Genomic DNA, 22,212 nt, shown 5'->3' on the forward strand with positions numbered 1-22,212 from the left:
ATGGATATGACGACTTCTGCATCGGTACCCGCCGGCTCCGGATCCGCCGCGGTCGGCGACCACACCGTCACCGACCGGCTCGTCGAGGCGAACGAGCGCTACGCCGCCGCGTTCACCGACCCCGGGATGGACGCCCGTCCCGTACAGCGCGTCGCCGTCGTGGCCTGCATGGACGCACGTCTCGACCTGCACGCCGCGCTCGGCCTGGAACTCGGCGACTGCCACACCATCCGCAACGCGGGCGGTGTCGTCACCGACGACGTGATCCGCTCGCTCACCATCAGCCAGCGGGCGCTCGGCACTCGCAGTGTGGCCCTCATCCACCACACCAACTGCGGCATGGAGTCCATCACCGAGGAGTTCCGGCACGACCTGGAGCTGGAGGTCGGCCAACGCCCGGCGTGGGCGGTGGAGGCATTCCGGGACGCCGACCAGGACGTGCGGCAGTCGATCGCGCGGGTGCGCACCTCGCCGTTCCTGCTGCACACCGAGGACGTGCGCGGCTTCGTCTTCGACGTGAGGACGGGCCTGTTGCGCGAGGTCGACCCCGCCTGATCCCGTCGCCCACCCCGATGAGTCCCGCCACTCAAGCGCCGCAAAGGACGCAAGGCCCGACATATCGCGGCCAGTTGTCCACAGGCGAGTGACACGAATCGGTAACGGCAGCAAGAATGCGGGAAGTGGTGTCGCGCGGAACTTTTTCCGCGCGCTGTCCGTGATTCGGGGTGGGCCGTTCCGCGACGCGGGGGCCTGCCCGGCAAGTTGGGGTACTCCCGCTTCCCAGGAAGCGCGGGGAAAGGCCGAGGAGGGCCGGTGACGACCTATGACGATCGAGCGAGCCTCACTGATCTGACCGCTGTGGTGGAGCGGGTGCGCGGTTCGGTGGAGGGCGTGATCGAGGGCAAGCCCGAGGTCGTAAGGCTCTCGCTGACCGTGTTGCTCGCCGAGGGACACCTGCTGATCGAGGACGTCCCGGGAGTCGGCAAGACCATGCTGGCCAAGGCGCTGGCGCGGTCCATCGACTGTTCCGTGCGCCGGATCCAGTTCACTCCGGACCTGCTGCCGTCGGACATCACGGGGGTGTCCATCTGGGACCAGCAGCGCCGCGACTTCGAGTTCAAACCGGGCGCGATCTTCGCGCAGGTGGTCATCGGCGACGAGATCAACCGCGCCTCGCCCAAGACGCAGTCCGCGCTGCTGGAGTCGATGGAGGAGCGCCAGGTCACCATCGACGGCCAGACCTACGAGCTGCCCAGCCCCTTCATGGTGGTGGCGACGCAGAACCCGGTCGAGATGGAGGGCACCTACCCGCTGCCGGAGGCCCAGCGCGACCGCTTCATGGCGCGCGTCTCCATCGGCTATCCCAGCCCGGACGCCGAGCTGCAGATGCTCGACGTGCACGGCGGGGTGAACCCGCTGGACGACCTCCAGCCGGTGGCGCACGCGCACGAGATCCTGAAGCTGGTCGAGGCGGTCCGCGGCGTCCATGTCGCCGCCCCGGTCCGGCGGTACGCCGTGGACCTGGTCGCCGCCACACGCACCCACCCGGATCTCAGACTCGGCGCCTCGCCGCGCGCCACGCTGCATCTGCTGCGCGCGGCGAAGGCGTCCGCCGCCCTGAGCGGCCGGGAGTACGCGCTGCCGGACGACGTGCAGGCCCTCGCGGTCGCCGTCCTGGCCCACCGCCTGCTGCCCACCGCCCAGGCCCAGCTGAACCGCCGCACCGCCGAGCAGGTCGTCCAGGAGATCCTGCAGCGCACTCCGGTGCCCGCGGCGCCCCAGCAGCAGACGGGCTTCGGCACCGGCCGCGGCTCGACGGCGTACGACCACCAAGCGCCGCGGAGGCTGTGATGGACGCCGGGGGGACGGACCGGTCGCAGGACGACCGGGGCGAGGACGGCGGTATCCGTACCGCCCTGGCCGGGCTGACCACCCGCGGGCGCTCCTTCCTGGCCGCCGGCATCGCCGCCGCGGTCTGTGCCTACGTCCTCGGCCAGAGCGACCTGCTCCGTGTGGGACTGCTGCTGGGCGTGCTGCCGCTGGTCTGCGCGACCGTGCTCTACCGCACCCGGTACCGGGTCGCGGGCAGCCGCCGGCTCTCCCCCGGGCGGGTACCCGCGGGCAGCGAGGCCCGGGTTCATCTGCGCGTCGACAACGTCTCGCGGCTGCCCACCGGCCTGCTGATGCTCCAGGACCGGGTGCCCTACGTGCTCGGACCGCGGCCCCGCTTCGTACTCGACCGGGTGGAGCCGGGCGGTCGCCGCGAGGTGTCCTACCGGGTCCGCTCGGACCTGCGCGGGCGCTATCCGCTGGGCCCGCTCCAGCTGCGCCTGACCGACCCGTTCGGGCTGTGCGAGCTGACCCGCTCCTTCTCGACGTACGACACCCTGACCGTGATCCCGCGCGTGGAGGCGCTGCCGCCGGTGCGGCTGAGCGGGGAGGCGAAGGGGTACGGGGAGGGCCGGCAGCGCTCGCTCGCGCTGGCGGGCGACGACGACGTGATCCCGCGTGGGTACCGCTACGGCGACGACCTGCGCCGCGTGCACTGGCGCTCCACCGCGCGCTACGGCGAGCTGATGGTGCGCCGCGAGGAGCAGCCGCAGCGCGCCCGCTGCACGGTCCTCCTGGACACCCGGGTCGTCGCCTACGAGGGCGCCGGCCCCGACTCGGCCTTCGAGTGGGCGGTGTCGGGCACGGCCTCCGTGCTGGTGCACATGCTGGAGCGGGGCTTCTCCGTCCGGCTGCTCACGGACACCGGCAACTCGGTGCCCGGCGAGGGCGCCGACGGCTTCGCCGGCGCGAGCCAGGGCACGGCCGACGCGGCCGGGCTGATGATGGACACCCTCGCGGTGATCGACCACTCCGACAGCGTGGGCCTGTCCCAGGCGTACGACGTGCTGCGCGGCGGGAACGAGGGGCTGCTGGTGGCGTTCTTCGGCGATCTGGACGAGGAGCAGGCAACGGTGGCCGCCAAGATGCGGCAGCGCACCGGCGGCGCCGTCGCCTTCGTCCTGGACAGTGAGACCTGGGCGCGGGAACCGGCCGACGTGTCCGGCCCGTCGGGCAGGGGCGAGGAACGGCTTCGGATGCTGCGCGAGGCGGGCTGGACCGCCGTGACCGTGCCACGGGGGGTCACCATGGAGGAGCTGTGGCGCCTGGCGGAGCACGAACGCACGGGCCTCGCGGCGGCGAGCGGCGGGGAGGGCACGCGATGAGTGGGCGGGCGCGGCTGGCGTTGTGCGCTTGGGCGGCCACGCTGATGGCGGCGTGCGCGCTGTTGCCCCTGGTCGACCCGGCCACCTGGATACTGCAGGCCGCGTTCCTGCTGGCGGTCCAGTCCGGGGTGGGCGCGGCGGCCCGCCGGGTTCCGCTGGCCCGGCCGTTGATCATCGCCGCGCAGGCCCTGGTCACGCTGGTGTTCCTGACCCTGGTCTTCGCCCGGCAGCAGGCGCTCGCCGGGCTGATCCCCGGCCCGCAGGCCTTCCAGCGCTTCGCCGACCTGCTGCAACAGGGCGGCGACGACATCGCCCGGTACGCGATCCCGGCGCCGCTGGAGTCCGACGGCATCCGACTGATGCTGGTCGGCGGCGTCCTGGTGATCGGGCTGCTGGTGGACACCCTCGCGGTGACCTTCCGCAGCGCCGCCCCCGCCGGACTGCCGCTGCTCGCGCTCTACTCGGTGGCCGCGGGGCTGTCCGAGGGCGGCACCGACTGGCTGTGGTTCCTGGTCGCGGCGGCCGGCTACCTGATTCTGCTGCTGGCCGAGGGGCGTGACCGGCTCTCGCAGTGGGGCCGGGTCTTCGGCGGCACACCACGCACCCCGGGAGGGGAGCGGAGCGGCGCCGTCGCCCCGGTCCGCACCGGGCGGCGCATCGGCGCGTTCGCGCTGGGTATCGCCCTGGTGGTGCCGCTCGCCCTGCCCTCGATGGACGGCGGGCTACTGGACAGCGCCAGGACGGGCGTCGGTTCCGGGACCGGAGGCGGCGGCACGATTTCCGCGGTGAACCCCTTGGTCTCCCTGCGCGACAGCCTCAACGCCAACGAGAACCGAGAGGTCCTCTCCGTCGACACCGACTCGAACGACCTGTCGGACCTGTACCTGCGCATCGTGTCCCTGGACGACTTCGACGGCACCACCTGGAAGCCGTCCAAGCGGAACATCACCGCCGTGCCGGACGGCACGTTCCCCACGCCGGTCGGCCTCGGCCCCGGCATCGAACGGGCGGAGACCCGGACCACCATCTCGGCCGCCGACTGGTACGCCCAGAACTGGCTGCCGATGCCGTACCCACCGAGTGGCGTGCGCATCGCGGGCAGCTGGCGCTACGAGCCCGTCGGCATGACACTGGTCGGCGACCACGGGCAGAACACCCGCGGGCTGACGTACGAGGTGCGGAGCCTGAACGTGCAGCCGACCGCGGATCAGCTCGCCTCCGCTGCGCAGCCGCCCGCGGCGCTGAAGCGGGAGCACACCGAGCTGCCGGACTCACTGCCCGAGGTGGTCTCCGAAACCGCCCGACAGGTCACCGCCGGCGCGGCGAACCCCTACGAGCAGGCGGTCAAGCTCCAGGAGTACTTCGCGGTCAACGGCGGTTTCGAGTACGACACCGAGGTCAAGGTCGGCAGCGGCTCGCAGGCGATCGCCCGCTTCCTCAAGGACAAGCAGGGCTTCTGCGTCCACTTCTCGTTCGCCATGGCGGCCATGGCCCGCTCTCTGGACATACCGGCCAGGGTGGCGGTCGGCTTCGCGCCGGGCTCCCCGCAGGCGGACGGCTCGGTGTCGGTGGGGCTGCAGGACGCCCACGCCTGGCCCGAGGTGTACTTCGAGGGCGTGGGCTGGACCCGCTTCGAGCCGACGCCGACCCGCGGGTCGACCCCGTCGTACACGCAGACGGAGACGCCGGACAGCACCGTCCCGGACCCCGCGCTGCCGTCCCGGAACGCGGAGACGCAGCCGTCGGCGGCACCCTCGACGAGCGAGAGCTGCACGGCCCAGGACAAGAAGCTGGAGGCCTGCGCCGACGAGTCCGCGGCGGCCGCGCCGGTCACGGGTGGGAACGGCCCGAAGTGGTACACGGTCCTCGCCTGGGTCCTGGGCGGACTCGTGGTGCTGCTGCTCCCGCTCGCCCCGATGCTGTGGCGGCTGCGCACCCGGTCGGTACGGCTGGGGGCGCACGGCCGCGCCGAGGCGGACGCGGGACCGCACACCCTAGCGGTCTGGCAGGAGCTGACCGACACGGCATGGGACTTCGGAATCCTGCCGGAGGAGTCGCAGACCCCGCGCAAGGCGGCGGCCCGGATCGTCCGGCTCGGTCGGCTCGAGCCGACGGCCGCGACGGCGGTGCACCGGGTGGCAGATGCCGTGGAGCAGGTTCTCTACGCGCCCCGGCCCCGCCTGACGGCGGGTCTCACGGAGGACGTCCACCGGGCGAGCGCCGGTCTGCGTGCCACGGCCGGCCGCGGCACGCGGCTGCGCGCACGACTGGCACCGCGTTCGACCGTGCGGGTGGTCTGGTCGGTGTCGGCCCGGTGGGCGGCCCTGAAACAGCGGGCCGTGGCGGCCCGGCCGACGTGGCGGAAGGCTTCGGGGCAGCAGGGCTGAACCGACGGGGCCGAGCAGACGGGACCGGAGCCCCACAGGGCGGGGCCGGGGATGCCGAGTCCGCGTGTGAGCGCCGGTCCTGGACCCCGGACCCCGCCGGGCTGTCCGCCGTGCCCCTTCCGAGCTGCCCGCCGCGCACCGAGATGCCCGCCCCCGCTCACCAGGTGGTCCGGCCGCGCTCAGCCGGGTGACCGATCGCCCGGCTCTCCGGCCTCCGGCACACATGGGTACGCGTGAGGGGGTGACCACCGGGCGGTGGTCACCCCCTCACGCGGATGTCCTGGTGAGCGGCTACGGGGAGGCTACTGGCCGCCCTGCTGCCCATCCCTGCGGCGCTGCCAGCGCTCGTCGATGCGGTCCATCATGGAGCGCTTTTGCCGCCCCTGACGGCGCGCCCGCGGTCCGCCACCGGTACCGCCACCACCGGCACCGCCACCACCGGCACCGCCTGCGTCGGCGGCGGGCTGCTCGCCCGGCTTCGGGGCCTTGCGCCAGCCGGTCACGGCGAGAACCGCGCAACCCAGCATGACGAGGAAGCCCACCACACTGAGCCAGACCTGCTGGGCGACCATACCGGCCATGAGGAGCGCAATACCTACGAGGAAGCCCGCGACCGCTTGGTAGACCCGTCGCCGGGTGTACGTACGCAGCCCGCTTCCCTCGAGCGCTGTCGCGAACTTGGGATCTTCGGCGTACAGCGCTCGCTCCATCTGCTCGAGCATTCGCTGCTCGTGCTCCGAGAGCGGCACGGAGTCCTCCTCATCGTGCAGTCGCCGGGGCGACCCGGGGGGGGTCCCTTCAGGATAGGCAGGGAATCGCCCCCGTGAAACCCGCCCCTCTACGCCAATTGGCCAACCGGTCTCCGTCATGGCCGTGCCGGCTCGCTGAAGTTCCCATTCCCCAGCGGCCGACCCGTCATGCCGGGCGGTCTCCCTCGATCATACGGCGACTGGCCGCCGTTCGGGGGGCCTGTGGCGTACTCCATCTGCAGTCGCGTCCCTGATCAGCGCCTTACCTCACCGGCGGCTCAGGTCTCCTGGGCCCCTCGCGTCTCACCGAGCACGTGAAGCTGTGTGGCCACGGAGTGGAAGGCGGCGAGTTCGGCCGCCGCGGCCTCCAGCTTCAGCAGCGCCTCCATGGCACCGGGCTCCGTGTCCACCAGTACCCCCGGAACGAGGTCGGCGAAGACCCGTACGCCGTGCACGGCACCGATCCGGAGCCCCGCGGCCTCGACCAGTCCGGTGAGCTGTTCGGCGGTGAACCGGCGCGGCACCGGGTCACCCGTGCCCCAGCGGCCGTCCGGGTCGCCGAGTGCCTGCCGGGCCTCCGTGAAGTGGCCGGCGAGGGCACGCGCGAGCACGGCCCCGCCCAGGCCCGCGGCGAGCAGGCTGAGGACACCCTCGGCACGCAGGGCGGCCACCACGTTGCGGATGCCCTCCGCGGGGTCGTCCACGTACTCCAGGACGCCGTGGCACAGCACCACGTCGTAGCCGCCTCGCTCGACCACGTCGAAAAGGCCGTGGGCGTCTCCCTGGACGCCCCGCACACGGTCGGCGACGTCGGCCTCGGCAGCGCGGCGCTCCAGGGCGAACAGCGCGTTGGGGCTCGGGTCGACGACGGTGACACGGTGGCCGAGGCGGGCCACGGGTACGGCGAAGTTGCCACTGCCGCCCCCGGTGTCCAGGACGTCCAGCGCCTGGCGGCCCGTGGCCTTGACCCGTCGGTCGAGGGCGTCCTGGAGAACGTCCCAGACCACAGCGGTACGAAGGGCGGCGCGGGAACGAGAGGGCTCCGAGCGCGGCGACGCCGTCTGCGGGCGGTGGGGGGAGACGGGCGGGCGCATCGGGTCCGACACGGCTAGTTGACTCCTCGGCGCGGCACCGCCTCGGCACGGGCGGAGCGAACGGGCTGCCGCCCCGGCCCGGGTACCGGGAAGGGGCAGGCTTCAGGCGTCTCCCACCCTATTGCCTCCGGTACGCCGACCGGTCATCCCGTACCACCGGCCCCAAGGAGCCGGCCCCCCTCTCTTGAAGCGCTCATCCCGCGTCCGGCAGGTGGTGATCCGCCCGAAGGCCTCCCGCCCGACCGCCTCCCGGACGGTCGGAGTCCGGTCCGTCGAAGTCCGGTCCGTCCACGTCCCGCCGGCCGGCAGACGGGTGGTCGGCGCCGGGCCGGTCGGCGGATACACGGTCCACGTCCGGCCGGTCCACGTCCGACCCGTCCACGTCCGACCCGTCCACGTCCGACCCGTCCACGTCCGACCGGTCCACGTCAGCGCGAGGCTGGGGCAGGATCGGCTGGAGGACCAGCATCCGCTCCACGAGACGCAGGAAGATCGCCACGTCGCGTATCAGGTCGTCGGCGTCCCGCCGGTTGGCCGCGCCCTGGATGCCCGCCTCGGCCCGCGCCCGGCGCCGGGCGCCCGCGGCGAACAGCGCGCTCCAGTCGGAGAGCTCGGGGGCGATCTCGGGCAGCACTTCCCAGGCGCTGCGGATGCGGGCCCGGGCCCGTGGGGTGGTCTCGGGACGGCCTCGTGCGGCGAGCACCGCGGCGGCGGTGCGCAGGGCGGCGAGATGGGCCGTCGCGTAGCGCTCGTTCGGCGTTTCGAGGACGGTGGCCTCCTCCAGTCCGGTCCGGGCCTGGGCGAGCAGGTCGAGGGCGGCGGGCGGGGCGGTTGTCCGGCGGAGCACGGGGTGCACGTCGCTCGCCGGGCCGGTCAGTGAGGGTGCAGGGCCGGCTGCGCGGCGCCGCCGGGCGGCGGCTGCGGACGAGTGGGCCACGACGATCCTCCTGTCGTCTCCGGGACGGCACGCCCTGGCAGGAGGTGCCGTATGTGCCCATCGTGAGGTATGCCACTGACAATCCGCCCCGACCTGGACTTTTACGTCGGCCGTGGGTTCGGGTCAGCCGGTCCGGAAGGTGCTGTGACAATCGGGACCATGGAAAGCAGCAGCGCCGCCACGCACGGCAGCAGCCGTCGCGAGGCCACCCGGCAAAAGCTCTACGAGGCGGCCGTCACTCTCATCGCCGAGCAGGGCTTCTCCGCCACCACCGTGGACGAGATCGCCGAACGCGCAGGGGTCGCGAAGGGCACGGTCTACTACAACTTCGCCAGCAAGTCCGTCCTCTTCGAGGAACTGCTGCGCCATGGTGTCGGGCTCCTCACCGCATCGCTGCGGGAGGCGGCGGAGCGGACGGCGCGGGAGGGCCGCGGCCGGGTCGACGCCCTGGACGCGATGGTCCGCGCGGGGCTCGTCTTCATCGACCGCTACCCGGCCTTCACCCAGCTCTACGTGGCCGAGCTGTGGCGGACCAACCGGGCCTGGCAGTCCACGCTGCTGGTGGTCCGGCAGGAGGCCGTCGCGGTGGTGGAGGGCGTGCTGCGCGAAGGCGTGGCAAGCGGTGAGTTCAGCGAGGAGATCGACGTACCACTGACCGCCGCGGCGCTGGTCGGCATGGTCCTGGTGGCGGCGCTGGACTGGAAGTCGTTCCAGGCGGAACGCTCCCTCGACGACGTGCACGCGGCCCTGTCGCGGCTGCTTCAGGGACGCGTGAGCGGACGCCCCTGAACCAGGTGTACCTGGGGTCCGCACCCGCCGGGCCACATGCGCCCGGAACGCCCGTCGCGCGAAGAGCGCCGGCCCGTGGTGGCCGCGTCCCCCGCGGGCCACCGTCGGACCGGCGCCTTCTCCTGCTCCCCCGTACGTTCCCCCGTACGTTCCCCCGTTGGAACCCCCCGTTCCCGGTCGTTCCCCCGGACTCCCCCGTGCCTCGCTCCCGCCGACCGCGGCCGGCGGAAGGAGCGGATCGCGGGCCCGGCTCCGTTCCGGCGCCCCGTGTCGCCGGTTCCGGAGCCGTGCCCCTCTCCGTGCCTCCACTCTCTCGTTTCCGCAGGTGGTAGCCCATCCGCGCGGGTACTCATCTACCGGGCTAGGTACAGGTACTCAGTCGTGCGCACCCCGGCTCACAGCGGCATGTCCCCGGCCGGTCGTGCGCGCGCCCGTCGCGGTACTCGGACCGGGGCGGTCGCCGGCCGTTCCCGCAGGTGTACGGCCGGCGGCCCCTGGGGCCGGATTGTCGGTGGTGGCGGATAAAGTCCCTGGCATGGCACGGATTGCGGTGATCGGCGCCGGGATGGGCGCGATGGCGGCCGCCGCCCGGCTGGCCGTCGCGGGCCACCGGGTGGCGGTGTACGAGCGGGCTCGGACGTACGGCGGCGCCCTGGGCCGCTTCGAGCGGGACGGCTTCTCGTTCGACACCGGCCCCGGTCTGCTGCCGCTGCCCGCGGTATGGCGCGACCTGTTCGTCAAGACCGGCAAGGAGCCGCTGGAGGCGTGTGTCGAGCTGGCCCAGGTCGACCCGTCGTCACGGCACGTGTTCGCGGACGGCACGGAGGTTTCGCTGCCGAACGCCTCCCGGGCGGGCGTCGTCGCCTCCCTGGACGAGGCGCTCGGCCGGGCCGCCGGGCAGCGCTGGGGCGACTTCCTGGTGCGGGCCCGGGAGACCTGGGACCGTACGCGCCGCCCGCTCCTGGAGGAGCCGCTGTGGCCGAACTGGGAGGTGCTGGCCGAGCGCGAGCCCTATCCCGCGGTCCCGCACAAGCGGCTGCTGCGCACCCGCCGGGCCGGCACGCTCGCCGAGGTCGGTGCCTGGGAGCTCCGGGACACCCGGCTCGCCGCCCTCCTGGAGAGCCACGCGCTCGCGTACGGCCTGGACCCCCGGGCCGCCCCGGCGAACGCCGCCGTGCTGCCGTACATGGAGTACGCCTTCGGTGTGTGGTACGTGCGCGGCGGCGGTCTGCGGGAGCTGGCGCGGGCGGTGTACGAGCGCTGTCTGGCCCGCCGGGTCGAGTTCCACTTCGACTCCGAGGTCACCGGAGTCGCCGAGAAGGACGGCCGGGTGGCGGGTGTGGAGCTGGCCGAAGGCCGCGTCGCCGAGGCGGAGTTCGTGGTGGCCGGTGTGGCTCCCGGTGTGCTGGACCGCCTGTGCGGGGGGTCGGCGGTGCGGGGCGACGACGAGGTGCCGCCGCAGCGCGGTGGGGCGAGCCGGCTGACGGTGCTGCTGGCGCTGCGCGGCGGCCGTCCCCCGGGCACGGCGCACCGGACGGTGGTGCACACGGAGGACAGGGAGACCGAGTTGGACTGCCTGTTCGGCGCCACACCCGGCATGACCGCGCGGCCGACCGTCACGGTCCTCCGGCCCGATGACCCGGGGTCGGTCCCGGACGCGGACCACGAGGCGGTCACGCTCACCGCGGTGGTGCCCGCCGTGGGCGGGGAGTCGGATTGGGCGGCGGCGGAGGTGTTCGACCTCCATGCCGAACACCTGGTCAGCGTCGCCGAGCGTGCGATACCGGGTCTGCGTGAGCGTCTGCTGTGGCAGGAGGTGTGCACCCCGGCCGATGTCGCGGTGGCGACCGGTGCGGAGGGCGGCGCGGTGCCCGTTCCGGCGCTGGCGGGGGTCGGCGGACGCCTGCTGCACGCGGCGAACGGCACCCGCGTCGGCGGGTTGTTCACGGCCGGCGGCTGGTCGCATCCCGGTGGAGGCCTCCCGCACGCGGGCATGTCGGGTGCGCTGGTCGCCGGACTCGTCGTGGAGGGGCCGGAGTTCCGAGGCTCCCAGTGAGCGGTCGGGCACCCCTCACCGGGCTGCGCAGCCCCCACAGGCCCCGTCAGAAACGGTACTGCTCGTCGTAGCCCTGGTTCTGGTCCTGGCCCTGGTTCTGACTCTGGTTCTGGCCTTGTGTCTGGCTGTTGCCCTGGTAGGGGTACGTCTGCTCCGGCGGGAGTTCGCCGCCGTAGGGGTCGTCGGCGCTGCGCTGCTGCGGCACCCACACACCGCCGGCCGGGGTCTCGCCGCCGTAGCCGCCGGGCGTGCCGGTGGCGTACTGGTCCTGCCCGTAGCCCTGTTGGCCGTACTGCTGCCCGCCGGCCGTGTCGTAGGAGCCGGTGTCGTACGCCGCCCCGCCGTAGGTGTGGGTGCCGATGTACGGGTCGGAGTAGGCGGCGTACTGCTGCCGGCCGCCGGTGTCGTAGTCGTACCCCTGCTGCTGCCCGTAGCCCGAGTAGTCGTAGGTGTAGGACTGGTCGGCGCCCTGCGCGGCCGCGGCCGGTGCCTGCTGGTCGTGGCCGAAGCCGGCGTCGGCGTACACACCGTACGAGCCGGTGTCGTCCGGCATGGGCTGCGGCTCGTGGACGGCGGTGGTCTCCGCGGCCGTGGGGTCGGCCGGGCGGGCCGGGGTGAAGACGTCGTCACGGTCGTGGTCGTCGTGGCCGTAGTCGTCATGGCCGTACGGGAGGCCGCCCTGCCCCGCGGCATGACCCTGTGTGCCGTCACCGTAGGTGTCGTGGCCGTGCGGGCCGCCCTCGGCCGCTTCGAGGCCGGACACCTCCAACGTCGGCTCCTGACGGCCCCGTCCGGAACGGCCGCGTTTGCCGACGAGGTTCGCCGGGGCGTTGACCGCCCAGCCGGCCTCGAAGCCGCGGCGGAAGGACAGCGTCACGTAGGTCTGGCCGACCGCGAAGGCGGCCGCGCCCAGCCCGATGACGACGACGGACGGGATCAGGACACCGATCACGACGCCGAGGAAGCCGCCGAAGGCGAGCAGCCGGTATCGCAGCCGCGCCTTGTACTGCAGCAGCACCTCACCGAGCAGCCACAGCGCGACGCCGCCGAACGCGATGTAGAGGACCGTCCAGCCCATGTACGCCCCTCTCCCAATGGCCGTTACGCAGTGTGTCGTAAATACGTACGACCGGTCTAGGCCCGCGGTGGGTGGTGCAGGCCCAGGTTCTCGTAGATTTCCAGGGTCGCCGTGGAGTTGTTGAGAGTGATGAAGTGCAGTCCGGGCACACCCTCGGCCAGTAGCCGCGCGCAGAACTCCGTTGCGAACTCGATACCAATGGAGCGTACAGCGGCCGGATCGTCCTTTGCTTCGAGGATCCGCTCTTTCAGCTCGGCCGGGAACGAGGCGTTGCTGAGCTTTGGCAACCTCTCCAGCATCTTCACACTGGTCACCGGCATGACCTCGGGAATCACCGGGGTCTCGCAGCCGGCCGCGGCGACCCGGTCGCGCAGCCGCAGGTAGGACTCGGGCTGGAAGAACATCTGCGTGATCGCGTAGTCGGCGCCGGCCCGGCACTTGTCGACGAAGTGCGTCACGTCCGCGTCCCAGCCGGCGGAGCGCGGGTGCATCTCCGGGAAGGCCGCGACACCGACGCAGAAGTCGCCCGACTCCTTGATGAGCCGGACCAGTTCGGCGGCGTAGGTCAGGCCCCGCGGGTGCGGGACCCAGTCGGCCGTGGGGTCGCCGGGCGGGTCGCCGCGCACCGCCAGCATGTTGCGGATCCCGGCGTCCGCGTACTGGCCGATGATGTTGCGCAGCTCGGCGACGGAGTGGTCGACGGCGGTGAGGTGGGCCACGGGGGTCAGCGTCGTGTCGGCGACGATCTGCTCGGTCTCCTTGACCGTCCCCGCCCGCGTGGAACCGCCGGCTCCGTAGGTCACGGAGACGAAGTCGGGCGCGACCGCCTCGACCCGCCGCAGCGCGCTCCACAGGTTCCTTTCGCCCTTGGCCGTCTTCGGCGCGGAGAACTCGAACGAGTACGTCGTCTTGCCGGACGCGAGCATGTCGCGCACGGTGCGTGCGCGATCAGTCCTGGTGGATGCGGTTCCGAGGGCCATACGGGCAGGTTAGCCAGGGGGCGGCGGTCACCCAACCGGAGGCGGGATATTTGTCCACATTGTCGAGTTGTTGTCCACCCCTTGGACACACGCCTCGCTCTACGCCTGCCGCAGTCGCTTCGCGAACTCGGCGGCCGCCGCGCCCGGGTCGTCTGCCGCGGTGATCGCTCGGACGACGACGGCGCGCCGGGCACCGGCCTCCAGTACCTGGTCGAGGTTGCCGAGGTCGATGCCGCCGATGGCGAACCAGGGGCGGTCGGTGCCGAGGGACGCCGTGTGGCGGACCAGGCCGAGGCCGGGTGCGTGGCGGCCGGGCTTGGTGGGGGTGGGCCAGCACGGGCCGGTGCAGAAGTAGTCCACGCCGTCCTGGACAGCGGCGGCGGCGGCCTCGGACTCGGAGTGCGTGGAGCGGCCGACGAGTACGCCGTCGCCGAGGATCGCCCGTGCGGCGGGCACCGGCAGGTCGCCCTGCCCGAGGTGCAGCACGTCGGCGCGGGCGGTGTGGGCGACGTCCGCCCGGTCGTTCACGGCGAGGAGCTTGCCGTGGCGGGCGCAGGCGTCGGCGAAGACCGCGAGGTGCTCCAGCTCCTCCGCCGCCTCCATGCCCTTGTCACGCAACTGCACGATGTCGACGCCACCGGCCAGCACCGCGTCCAGGAACGAGGGCAGGTCGCCCTGGTCACGACGGGCGTCCGTGCACAGGTAGAGCCGGGCGTCGGCGAGCCGGGCTCGGGCGGTGGCGGTGTCGTCGGTGCCGGGCATGCTGGTGTCCCCCTGGGGTCTGGTGGCGTGCGGGCGGCGGACCGGCACGGCCGTCGGGGCCGTGTGCCGCGGCCCGCACGCCACGGTGGTGTGTCAGGTCAGACGGCGAGCGCCTGGGCGCGGCGCTTCACCTCCGTGCCGCGATTCTCGCTCAGCGCCTGCGCGGGGGTGCCGGGCAGGGTCTCGTCGGGCGTGAAGAGCCACTCCAGCATCTCCTCGGCCGTCCAGCCGTCGTCCCGCAACAGCGTCAGCGTCCCGACCAGGCCTTTGACGACCTTGTCCTCGTCGATGAAGGCCGCGGGGATGTGCAGCGCGCGGTTCTCGCCGCGGCGTACGGCGATGAGCTGGCCTTCCTTGATCAGCTGGCGTACGCGGGTCACCTCGACACCGAGCATCTCGGCGATGTCGGGAACGGTGAGCCAGGCAGGCACGAGAGCATCGGTCTTTGCGTCAATCTCGGTCACGACCCAAGCCTGCCATCTGGCACCGACAGTCGGAAGCCGGACCCGTCCGACCTGGGCCGGCGCACCCACCGGAGGGACTACGCGGTCGCCGCCTTCAGCGGCTTCGCCGGGTCGGCCAGCAGCCGCGGGTCCATCGTCGCGCCCGCCTGGATCAGACGTTTGCCCTGGGCCAGGTCCCGGGGACGGCCCACCGCCAGCAGGGCGACCATGCGGCCCTCGCGCAGCCAGCAGACCGTCCAGGCGGGCCCCGAGGGGTCCCCGCGCCACAGGGTGGCGTCGGCGTCCGTGTGGTGACCGGCGTACTGGACGAAGCGGCCGAACTGCTCGGACCAGAAGTACGGCACCGGGTCGTAGGCCGCCACGGCCTCGCCGCCGACGGCGCCGATGATGTCGGCGGCGACCGTGCGCGGCCCTTGGAGGGCGTTGTCCCAGTGGTGCACCAGCAGCCGCTCGCCGTAGCGGCCGGAGGGGAAGGAGGCGCAGTCGCCGACCGCGTGGACGTCCGGCACCGAGGCGCGCAGGCGGTCGTCGGCCAGGACCTCCCCCTGCGCGCCCAGGCCGATCCCGGAGCCGGCGAGCCAGGCGGTGGCGGGCCGGGCGCCGATGCCGACGACGACCGCGCCGGCGGGCAGCCGCGAGCCGTCGTCCAGGACGACGACGTGACCGGGCTCTCCCGGGCCGCCGGGCTCCACACGCTCCACGCGCGCGTGGGTGCGCAGTACGGCGCCCGCGTCGGCGTACCAGGTGGTCATCGGCGCGGCGACCTCGTCGGGCAGCGCGCCGGCGAGGGGCCGGTCGGCGGCCTCCACGACGGTCACGGCGCAGCCCGCCTCGCGCGCGGCGGTGGCGAACTCGGCGCCGATCCAGCCCGCGCCGACGACCACGACGTCGTGCTGCCGGGCGAGCACCGGGCGCAGCCGTTCGGCGTCGTCCAGGGTGCGCAGCAGGTGCACGCCGGGCACGCCCTCGGTGCCGGGGAGACGGATCGGTTCGGCGCCGGTCGCGAGGACGAGGACGTCGTACGGCACGGGCCCCTCGGAGGTGTCGAGTACGTGCTCCGCGGGGCGGACGCCCAGGGCCTCGCAGCCGAGCCGCAGGGTGATGCCGAGCGCCTCGAAGTCAATGTCGAAGGCGGAGCCCTCTGCCGTGCCGAGCAGGACGGCCTTGGACAGCGGAGGACGGTCGTACGGCTGGTGCGGCTCCGCGCCGATCAGGGTCACGGTGCCGGTGAAGCCCTGCTCCCGCAGGGCGACGGCGGTCTGCACCCCCGCCATGCCCGCGCCGACGACGACCACGCGGCGTTCCGCGTCCGCTTCCCGCACCCGGGCCCGCTCCTGCGTCTGCTCGCTCACGTGATCACCTTAGACACCGGCCCCTCGTCAGTCAGGGGTCGTGCGCGGTGACCTGCTCCACACCGCTCGGCCGTACGGGCCGTACGGGGCTGTAGGCAGGCGCGGGGCGACTCCCCTTACGAGTGCGACGCGCCGCGGGCTAGGCTGGCCGACGCAAGGCACTCGCGGGAGCCCGGACGCACCGGGCTGAGAGGGAGGCTGGCGGCCTCCGACCGTACGAACCTGATCCGGGTCATGCCGGCGAAGGGAGGGGCTGGACGCCCATGTCGTCACCGCCGCACACGACGTCACCCACGACGTCACGCACACCCGACGTCCTCGTCGTCGGGGGCGGGATCATCGGCCTGGTCACGGCGTGGCGGGCCGCGCAGCGCGGGCTCGGCACGGCCCTCGTGGATCCCGAACCGGGCGGTGGGGCCGCCCAGGTGGCCGCCGGGATGCTGGCCGCCGTCACGGAACTGCACTACGGCGAGCAGACGCTGCTCGCGCTGAACCTCGCCTCGGCCCGCCGCTACCCGGCGTTCGCGGCCGAGCTGGCCGACCTCACCGGCCACGACCTCGGTTACCGCCGCTGCGGCACCCTCGCCGTCGCCCTGGACGCCGACGACCGCGCCCACCTGCGGGAACTGCACGCGCTCCAGCAGCGCTCGGGTCTGGAGTCCGAGTGGCTGACGGGGCGTGAGTGCCGGCGCCTGGAGCCGATGCTCGCGCCGGGCGTGCGCGGGGGGCTCCGGGTGGACGGCGATCACCAGATCGACCCCCGGCGACTGGCCGGCGCGCTCGTGGCCGCCTGCGAACGCGCGGGCGTCGTCTTCCACCGGGTGTGGGCCGACCGGCTCACCGTCGGGCGTGGCGGTGAGCGGGCCACGGGTGTCGTCACGGCCGACGGCACCGCGCTTGAGGCCGGGCAGGTGGTACTGGCCGGGGGCAGCCTGAGCGGGCGGCTCACGGGCGTCCCGGACGACGTACTGCCGCCGGTACGGCCCGTGAAGGGGCAGGTGCTGCGGCTGGCGATGCCGCAGGCGCACGGTCCACTGCTGAACCGGACCGTGCGTGCCGTGGTGCGCGGCAACCACCTCTACCTGGTGCCCCGTCAGAGTGGCGAGCTGGTCGTCGGGGCCACCAGCGAGGAGCTGGGCTGGGACACCACGGTCACCGCGGGCGGCGTCTACGAGCTGCTGCGCGACGCCCACGAGCTGGTCCCCGGCATCACCGAGCTGCCCCTGACGGAGACCCTGGCGGGTCTGCGCCCGGGCTCCCCGGACAACGCCCCGCTGCTCGGCCCGACCGGTCTTGACGGCCTGCTGCTGGCCACCGGGCACCACCGCAACGGCGTCCTGCTCACCCCGGTCACCGGCGACGTCATGGCGGACGTCCTGACCACCGGGGAGCTTTTGGCCGAGGCACTGCCCTTCAGCCCCCTGCGCTTCGGCGCCGCCCCCGCACTCCCGGAACACTCGGAGCAGCCCGCATGAACATCTCCGTCAACGGCGAGCCGCGCGAGGTGGCTCCCGGTACCGCTCTGGACGCCCTGGTGGGCACGCTCACCGCGGCACCGTCCGGTGTGGCCGCCGCCCTGAACGAAACCGTCGTCCCGCGCGCGCGGTGGTCCGCCACGGCGCTGGCCGACGGCGACCGCGTGGAAGTCCTCACCGCCGTCCAAGGAGGCTGACCATGGCCGACGATCCCTTTGTCCTCGGCGGTACGACGTACGGGTCCCGCCTGATCATGGGCACCGGGGGGGCGCCCAGCCTCGATGTGCTGGAGCGGGCGCTGGTGGCCTCCGGGACGGAGCTGACGACCGTCGCGATGCGGCGCGTGAACGCCTCGGTGCACGGGTCCGTGCTGTCGGTGCTGGAGAAGCTGGGCATCCGGGTGCTGCCGAACACGGCCGGCTGCTTCACCGCCGGGGAGGCCGTCCTCACTGCCCGCCTCGCCCGCGAGGCCCTCGCCACCGACCTGGTCAAGCTGGAGGTCATCGCAGACGAGCGCACCCTGCTGCCGGACCCGATCGAGCTGCTGGACGCGGCGGAGACGCTGGTCGACGACGGGTTCACGGTGCTGCCGTACACGAACGACGACCCGGTCCTCGCGCGCAAGCTGGAGGACGTCGGGTGCGCCGCGATCATGCCGCTCGGCTCGCCGATCGGGTCGGGGCTCGGTATCCGCAACCCGCACAACTTCGAGTTGATCGTGGAGCACGCGCGCGTGCCGGTGATTCTGGACGCGGGGGCCGGTACGGCGTCGGACGTGGCGCTGGCGATGGAACTGGGGTGTGCGGGTGTGATGCTCGCCTCCGCCGTGACGCGGGCGCAGGAGCCGGTGCTGATGGCGGAGGGGATGCGGTTCGCGGTGGGGGCGGGAAGGCTGGCACGGCGGGCCGGGCGGATTCCACGGCGGCACTTCGCCGAGGCGTCGTCTCCTGCGGAGGGCCTGGCGGCGCTGGATCCGGAGCGGCCCGCTTTTCAGTGAGCCCGCGCAGTCCTGCCGTTTCGTCTCCCATCCACGCACCACCCGATTCCAGTCGGACAAGAGGTGGGCCTCGCTCGTGGGGGTTCATCGCCGCCGGCGGCCCGCCGCGCGTGGGAAGCGTCACAGGTCCGCTGCAGTACCGCCCCCGATCGCCGGCGGCGACGCCGGGTGTCCGTGGTGGCTCGTAGACTCGCTGCGTGGACACGACCCTTCAGGACCCCCTCGTCGGGCAGGTGCTCGACGGCCGGTACCGCGTCGAGGCGCGGATCGCGGTCGGCGGGATGGCCACGGTCTACCGGGCCGTGGACACCCGCCTGGACCGCGTGCTCGCGCTGAAGGTGATGCACCCGACGCTCGCGACCGACGCCACCTTCGTGGAGCGGTTCATCCGCGAGGCCAAGTCGGTGGCCCGGCTCGACCACCCCAACGTCGTACAGGTCTTCGACCAGGGGGCCGAGGGGGCGTACGTCTACCTGGCCATGGAATACATCGCCGGCTGCACCCTGCGTGACGTGCTGCGCGAGCGGGGGGCGCTCCGGCCGCGGGCGGCGCTGGACATCCTGGAGCCGGTGCTGGCCGCGCTCGGCGCCGCGCACCGGGCCGGGTTCGTGCACCGGGACATGAAGCCGGAGAACGTCCTCATAGGGGACGACGGCCGGGTCAAGGTCGCCGACTTCGGCCTGGTCCGGGCCGTGGACACGGTCACGAACACCACCGGGTCCGTCCTCGGCACCGTCTCCTACCTGGCGCCCGAGCAGATCGAGCACGGCACCGCCGATCCGAAGGTCGACGTGTACGCCTGCGGCGTCGTCCTGTACGAGATGCTGACCGGCGGCAAGCCGCACGACGGGGACTCCCCCGCCCAGGTGCTCTACAAGCACCTGCACGAGGACGTGCCGCCGCCGTCGGCCGCCGTGCCGGGGATGGCGTACGAGCTGGACGAGCTGGTCGCCTCGGCGACCGCCCGCAATCCTGAGATCCGTCCGCACGACGCCGTGGCGCTGTTCGCGCGGGCTCGTGAGACGCGCGGGGCACTGAGCGCGGACCAGCTGGACGCAATGCCGCCGCAGGCGCTCGCCTCGGAGCACGACAACGCCGAGGACCGCACGAGCGTGATCCCGCGCTCGCTGACGATGCCCCGGCCGCTCCCTGTGAACGAGGACGAGGACTCCGGCGCGGGCACCGGCTTCCCCGCCGACGGGGTCGACCGCACCAGCCGGCTGGCACCTCTTCCGCAGGCCCCGCCCCGGCGCCGCCTGCCGGAGCTGCGGCGCGGTCCGCTGGCCGTCGTCGTCGCCGTCCTGCTGGTGCTCGGTGTCGGTACGGGCGTCTGGTACATCAACTCCGGCCAGTTCACCAAGGTGCCGCCGGTACTGTCCAAGACCGAGGCGCAGGCCCGGGACCGGCTGGACGACGCCGGCCTGGGCGTCGGCAAGGTCCGGCACGCCTACAGCGACACCGTGGAACGCGGCAAGGTCATCAGCACCGACCCCGGCGTGGGCACCCGCATCCGCAAGAACGACTCCGTGTCGTTCACGGTCTCCGACGGCCCCGACACCGTGAAGCTGCCGGACATCCAGGGCTACAAGCTGGACCGGGCACGGAAGCTGCTGAAGGAGGAGGGGCTGGAGCCGGGCATGGTGACCCGGGCGTTCAGCGAGGACGTGCCCCAGGGCTTCGTGGTCTCCACCAAGCCGGTGACGGGCACCACGGTGCGCGCGGGTTCGGCGGTCGCGCTGGTCGTCAGCAAGGGCAGCCCGGTGGACGTCCCGGACGTCACCGGCGACGACCTGGCCGACGCCAGAGCCGACCTGACGGAGGCCGGCCTGAAGGTCGAGGTCGCCACCGAGCAGGTGAACTCGGAGCACGACAAGGGCCAGGTCGCCCGGCAGACTCCGGCCCCGGGCAGCAGGGCCGCCAAGGGCGACACGGTGACGCTCACGGTGTCCAAGGGCCCCGAGATGATCGAGGTCCCGGACGTGGTCGGTGACAGCGTGGACGATGCCAAGCGGGCGCTGAAGGACGCGGGTTTCCAGGTGGACGAGGACCGGGGACTGCTCGGGCTGTTCGGTGACACCGTGAAGGACCAGTCGGTGGACGGCGGGGACACGGCGCCCAAGGGCTCCACCATCAGGATCACCATCAGGTGACGGCTCTCACCGTCCGGACGCGTGCCCCCGCGTGACACCCTGAATGGGTGAACAGTCAACAGCCCGCCCCCTCCCCCACGCTCCCCCGCAACCCCGTCGGCGGTCACGTCCCCGTGGCCGGCGGCCTGCACTCCGTGGGTCTGTCCTACGCCCGTGATCTGAAGGCGGAGGCCGTGCAGGTCTTCGTCGCCAACCCGCGCGGCTGGGCCACGCCGGTCGGCAACCCGAAGCAGGATGAGGCGTTCCGGGAGGCCTGTGCCGCCGGGTCGGTCCCGGCGTACGTGCACGCGCCGTACCTGATCAACTTCGGTTCGCACACCGAGGCGACGGTGGAGCGGTCGGTCGAGTCGCTGCGACACTCGCTGCGGCGCGGGCGGGCGATCGGGGCGCTCGGCGTGGTCGTGCACACCGGCAGCGCGACCGGTGGACGGGACCGGTCGGTGGCGCTGAAGCAGGTACGGGAGTACATGCTGCCGCTGCTCGAGGAACTCACCCACGACGACGACCCGTACCTGCTCCTGGAGTCGACCGCCGGGCAGGGCGCCTCACTGTGCTCGCGCACCTGGGACTTCGGGCCGTACTTCGAGGCGCTGGACGCCCATCCGAAGCTCGGCGTGTGCCTGGACACCTGCCACATCTTCGCGGCGGGACACGACCTGACCGGCCCGTCGGGCATGCACCGGACGCTGGACCTGCTGGTGGACACGGTCGGCGAGGGCCGGCTGAAGCTGATCCACGCCAACGACTCCAAGGACGTGGCCGGCGCCCACAAGGACCGGCACGAGAACATCGGCGCCGGTCACATCGGTGAGGACCCGTTCCGGGCGCTGATGACCCACCCCGCGACCGAGGGGGTGCCACTGGTCATCGAGACGCCGGGCGGCAAGGAGGGGCACGCTGCCGACATGGAGCGGCTGAAGAAGCTGCGCGACGGCTGACACCCCGGGGCAGGCGGTACGCCAGGCCGGACCAAAGGTGTACGGCGACTCAGAGCTCGGGGCCGTCTCCGGGCTCCTCCTGGTAGGAGTAGCGCTGCTCCTGCCACGGGTCGCCGATGTTGTGGTAGCCGCGCTCCTCCCAGAAGCCCCGGCGGTCGGCGGTCATGTACTCGATGCCGCGGACCCACTTCGGGCCCTTCCAGGCGTACAGGTGCGGGACGACCAGCCGAAGCGGGAAGCCGTGCTCGGCGGTGAGCAGCTCGCCGTCCTTGTGGGTGGCGAAGAGGGTGCGGTCGGCGGCGAAGTCGGACAGCCGGAGGTTGGAGCTGAAGCCGTACTCCGCCCACACCATCACATGGGTGACGGCGGGCGCGGGCGGGGCCAGGCCCAGGATCGTGGTGGCCGGTACGCCGCCCCACTCGGAGTCGAGCATGCTGAACTTCGTGACGCAGTGCAGGTCGGCGACGACTGTGGTGTACGGCAGGGCCGTGAACTCCTCGTGGCTCCAGCCGTGCTTCTCGCCGTCGGCGGTGGTGCCGAAGACCCGGAACTCCCAGCGCTCCGGGCGGAACCTGGGGACCGGTCCGTAGTGCGTGACCGGCCAGCCGCGCTGCAGTCGCTGTCCCGGGGGGAGCTCGAACCGCGACGCTCCTTCCGAACCGCCTTCTCCCGATTCGTGTCCCACCGGCTGACCCATGCCTCCATCCTGACAGACCCGGACCGATGCCCCTGACCCACCCCACTTACATCCGACCAAACAGACACAAGACGGACTAAGCCTGTACTTAC

19 protein-coding genes, 1 pseudogene and 1 riboswitch are annotated in these 22,212 nt (G+C 72.9%); of the genes and pseudogenes, 11 read left to right on the plus strand and 9 right to left on the minus strand.

Features of this window, described 5'->3' with window-relative positions; all coding sequences use genetic code 11:
• Positions 1 to 6 precede the first annotated feature (6 nt).
• The 4 genes from ABEA26_RS20010 to ABEA26_RS20025 all read left to right on the plus strand — a co-directional run bounded on the left by ABEA26_RS20010 (position 7) and on the right by ABEA26_RS20025 (position 5,602).
• The gene (locus ABEA26_RS20010; RefSeq protein ID WP_345594050.1) at positions 7 to 555 is read left to right on the plus strand and encodes a beta-class carbonic anhydrase; all 549 of its coding nucleotides are present in this window, start codon (positions 7 to 9) and stop codon (positions 553 to 555) included.
• 258 nt (positions 556 to 813) lie between these two features.
• Complete coding sequence (locus tag ABEA26_RS20015) at positions 814 to 1,851, plus strand: AAA family ATPase (RefSeq protein ID WP_345594051.1); 1,038 nt, start codon at positions 814 to 816, stop codon at positions 1,849 to 1,851.
• Positions 1,851 to 3,215, plus strand: coding sequence for a DUF58 domain-containing protein (locus ABEA26_RS20020; RefSeq protein ID WP_345594052.1), 1,365 nt, complete (start codon positions 1,851 to 1,853; stop codon positions 3,213 to 3,215). Before ABEA26_RS20015 ends, ABEA26_RS20020 begins: the two co-directional genes overlap by 1 nt.
• Complete coding sequence (locus ABEA26_RS20025) at positions 3,212 to 5,602, plus strand: transglutaminase TgpA family protein (RefSeq protein ID WP_345594054.1); 2,391 nt, start codon at positions 3,212 to 3,214, stop codon at positions 5,600 to 5,602. The genes ABEA26_RS20020 and ABEA26_RS20025 overlap by 4 nt, the downstream gene beginning before the upstream one ends.
• A gap of 302 nt (positions 5,603 to 5,904) precedes the next feature.
• Here the strand turns inward: ABEA26_RS20025 and ABEA26_RS20030 are convergent, their stop codons facing one another.
• The 3 genes and pseudogenes from ABEA26_RS20030 to ABEA26_RS20040 all read right to left on the minus strand — a co-directional run.
• Positions 5,905 to 6,351 (minus strand): DUF3040 domain-containing protein, encoded by a 447-nt coding sequence (locus tag ABEA26_RS20030; RefSeq protein WP_345594055.1) that lies wholly within the window; start codon positions 6,349 to 6,351, stop codon positions 5,905 to 5,907.
• Positions 6,352 to 6,629: 278 nt separating this feature from the next.
• The gene (locus ABEA26_RS20035) at positions 6,630 to 7,457 is read right to left on the minus strand and encodes a methyltransferase (protein ID WP_345594057.1); all 828 of its coding nucleotides are present in this window, start codon (positions 7,455 to 7,457) and stop codon (positions 6,630 to 6,632) included.
• 379 nt (positions 7,458 to 7,836) lie between these two features.
• A pseudogene (locus ABEA26_RS20040) lies at positions 7,837 to 8,382 on the minus strand (SAV_6107 family HEPN domain-containing protein); the annotation flags it as partial.
• Between the two features lie 159 nt (positions 8,383 to 8,541).
• Here ABEA26_RS20040 and ABEA26_RS20045 point away from each other — a divergent pair.
• Positions 8,542 to 9,171 carry a TetR/AcrR family transcriptional regulator gene (locus tag ABEA26_RS20045; RefSeq protein WP_345594059.1) on the plus strand — a complete coding sequence of 210 codons (630 nt, stop codon included), beginning with the start codon at positions 8,542 to 8,544 and terminating at the stop codon, positions 9,169 to 9,171.
• 535 nt (positions 9,172 to 9,706) lie between these two features.
• Positions 9,707 to 11,227: a phytoene desaturase family protein gene (locus ABEA26_RS20050; protein WP_345594061.1), complete on the plus strand. Its 1,521-nt coding sequence runs from the start codon at positions 9,707 to 9,709 to the stop codon at positions 11,225 to 11,227.
• 46 nt (positions 11,228 to 11,273) lie between these two features.
• Here ABEA26_RS20050 and ABEA26_RS20055 read toward each other — a convergent pair whose 3' ends face one another.
• The 5 genes from ABEA26_RS20055 to ABEA26_RS20075 form a co-directional block, all read right to left on the minus strand.
• Positions 11,274 to 12,305 carry an SCO2102 family sporulation regulator gene (locus ABEA26_RS20055; protein WP_345594062.1) on the minus strand — a complete coding sequence of 344 codons (1,032 nt, stop codon included), beginning with the start codon at positions 12,303 to 12,305 and terminating at the stop codon, positions 11,274 to 11,276.
• 56 nt (positions 12,306 to 12,361) lie between these two features.
• The gene (gene metF / locus ABEA26_RS20060; RefSeq protein WP_345594064.1) at positions 12,362 to 13,285 is read right to left on the minus strand and encodes a methylenetetrahydrofolate reductase [NAD(P)H]; all 924 of its coding nucleotides are present in this window, start codon (positions 13,283 to 13,285) and stop codon (positions 12,362 to 12,364) included.
• Positions 13,286 to 13,384: 99 nt separating this feature from the next.
• Positions 13,385 to 14,047, minus strand: coding sequence for a thiamine phosphate synthase (gene thiE / locus ABEA26_RS20065; protein ID WP_345594066.1), 663 nt, complete (start codon positions 14,045 to 14,047; stop codon positions 13,385 to 13,387).
• Positions 14,048 to 14,145: 98 nt separating this feature from the next.
• A complete protein-coding gene (locus tag ABEA26_RS20070) occupies positions 14,146 to 14,511 on the minus strand; it encodes an Rv2175c family DNA-binding protein (RefSeq protein WP_279563248.1) in 366 nt (121 codons plus the stop codon).
• Positions 14,512 to 14,588: 77 nt separating this feature from the next.
• Positions 14,589 to 15,863: an NAD(P)/FAD-dependent oxidoreductase gene (locus tag ABEA26_RS20075; RefSeq protein WP_345594071.1), complete on the minus strand. Its 1,275-nt coding sequence runs from the start codon at positions 15,861 to 15,863 to the stop codon at positions 14,589 to 14,591.
• A 154-nt stretch (positions 15,864 to 16,017) separates the two neighbouring features.
• Positions 16,018 to 16,129, plus strand: a riboswitch (TPP riboswitch).
• Between ABEA26_RS20075 and thiO the strand changes: the two genes are divergently transcribed.
• The 5 genes from thiO (at position 16,127) to ABEA26_RS20100 (ending at position 21,423) form a co-directional block, all read left to right on the plus strand.
• On the plus strand, positions 16,127 to 17,338 hold the full coding sequence (gene thiO, locus ABEA26_RS20080) for a glycine oxidase ThiO (protein WP_345594073.1): 1,212 nt from the start codon (positions 16,127 to 16,129) through the stop codon (positions 17,336 to 17,338). (Overlaps the previous riboswitch by 3 nt.)
• A complete protein-coding gene (thiS, locus tag ABEA26_RS20085) occupies positions 17,335 to 17,535 on the plus strand; it encodes a sulfur carrier protein ThiS (protein ID WP_279563245.1) in 201 nt (66 codons plus the stop codon). The genes thiO and thiS overlap by 4 nt, the downstream gene beginning before the upstream one ends.
• 2 nt (positions 17,536 to 17,537) lie before the next feature.
• Positions 17,538 to 18,335, plus strand: a complete 798-nt coding sequence (locus tag ABEA26_RS20090; RefSeq protein ID WP_345594078.1) for a thiazole synthase — start codon at positions 17,538 to 17,540, stop codon at positions 18,333 to 18,335.
• A 197-nt stretch (positions 18,336 to 18,532) separates the two neighbouring features.
• Positions 18,533 to 20,485 carry a Stk1 family PASTA domain-containing Ser/Thr kinase gene (gene pknB / locus ABEA26_RS20095; protein ID WP_345594080.1) on the plus strand — a complete coding sequence of 651 codons (1,953 nt, stop codon included), beginning with the start codon at positions 18,533 to 18,535 and terminating at the stop codon, positions 20,483 to 20,485.
• Positions 20,486 to 20,532: 47 nt separating this feature from the next.
• Positions 20,533 to 21,423, plus strand: coding sequence for a deoxyribonuclease IV (locus ABEA26_RS20100; RefSeq protein WP_345594082.1), 891 nt, complete (start codon positions 20,533 to 20,535; stop codon positions 21,421 to 21,423).
• A 49-nt stretch (positions 21,424 to 21,472) separates the two neighbouring features.
• Here the strand turns inward: ABEA26_RS20100 and ABEA26_RS20105 are convergent, their stop codons facing one another.
• Entirely contained in the window at positions 21,473 to 22,120 is a 648-nt protein-coding gene (locus ABEA26_RS20105) for a sulfite oxidase-like oxidoreductase (RefSeq protein WP_345594084.1), read from the minus strand.
• Positions 22,121 to 22,212 lie beyond the last annotated feature (92 nt).

It is taken from the genome of Streptomyces marokkonensis, from assembly GCF_039539045.1.
Taxonomy (GTDB): domain Bacteria; phylum Actinomycetota; class Actinomycetes; order Streptomycetales; family Streptomycetaceae; genus Streptomyces; species Streptomyces marokkonensis.

Excerpts from the sequence above, each read along its gene's own strand:
- ABEA26_RS20055 (WP_345594062.1), bottom strand. The coding sequence starts at position 12,305 with ATGGGCTGGACGGTCCTCTACATCGCGTTCGGCGGCGTCGCGCTGTGG.
- ABEA26_RS20020 (WP_345594052.1), top strand. The coding sequence starts at position 1,851 with ATGGACGCCGGGGGGACGGACCGGTCGCAGGACGACCGGGGCGAGGAC.
- ABEA26_RS20050 (WP_345594061.1), top strand. The coding sequence starts at position 9,707 with ATGGCACGGATTGCGGTGATCGGCGCCGGGATGGGCGCGATGGCGGCC.
- thiE (WP_345594066.1), bottom strand. The coding sequence starts at position 14,047 with ATGCCCGGCACCGACGACACCGCCACCGCCCGAGCCCGGCTCGCCGAC.
- ABEA26_RS20025 (WP_345594054.1), top strand. The coding sequence starts at position 3,212 with ATGAGTGGGCGGGCGCGGCTGGCGTTGTGCGCTTGGGCGGCCACGCTG.
- thiS (WP_279563245.1), top strand. The coding sequence starts at position 17,335 with ATGAACATCTCCGTCAACGGCGAGCCGCGCGAGGTGGCTCCCGGTACC.
- ABEA26_RS20105 (WP_345594084.1), bottom strand. The coding sequence starts at position 22,120 with ATGGGTCAGCCGGTGGGACACGAATCGGGAGAAGGCGGTTCGGAAGGA.
- metF (WP_345594064.1), bottom strand. The coding sequence starts at position 13,285 with ATGGCCCTCGGAACCGCATCCACCAGGACTGATCGCGCACGCACCGTG.
- thiO (WP_345594073.1), top strand. The coding sequence starts at position 16,127 with ATGTCGTCACCGCCGCACACGACGTCACCCACGACGTCACGCACACCC.
- ABEA26_RS20010 (WP_345594050.1), top strand. The coding sequence starts at position 7 with ATGACGACTTCTGCATCGGTACCCGCCGGCTCCGGATCCGCCGCGGTC.
- ABEA26_RS20045 (WP_345594059.1), top strand. The coding sequence starts at position 8,542 with ATGGAAAGCAGCAGCGCCGCCACGCACGGCAGCAGCCGTCGCGAGGCC.
- ABEA26_RS20090 (WP_345594078.1), top strand. The coding sequence starts at position 17,538 with ATGGCCGACGATCCCTTTGTCCTCGGCGGTACGACGTACGGGTCCCGC.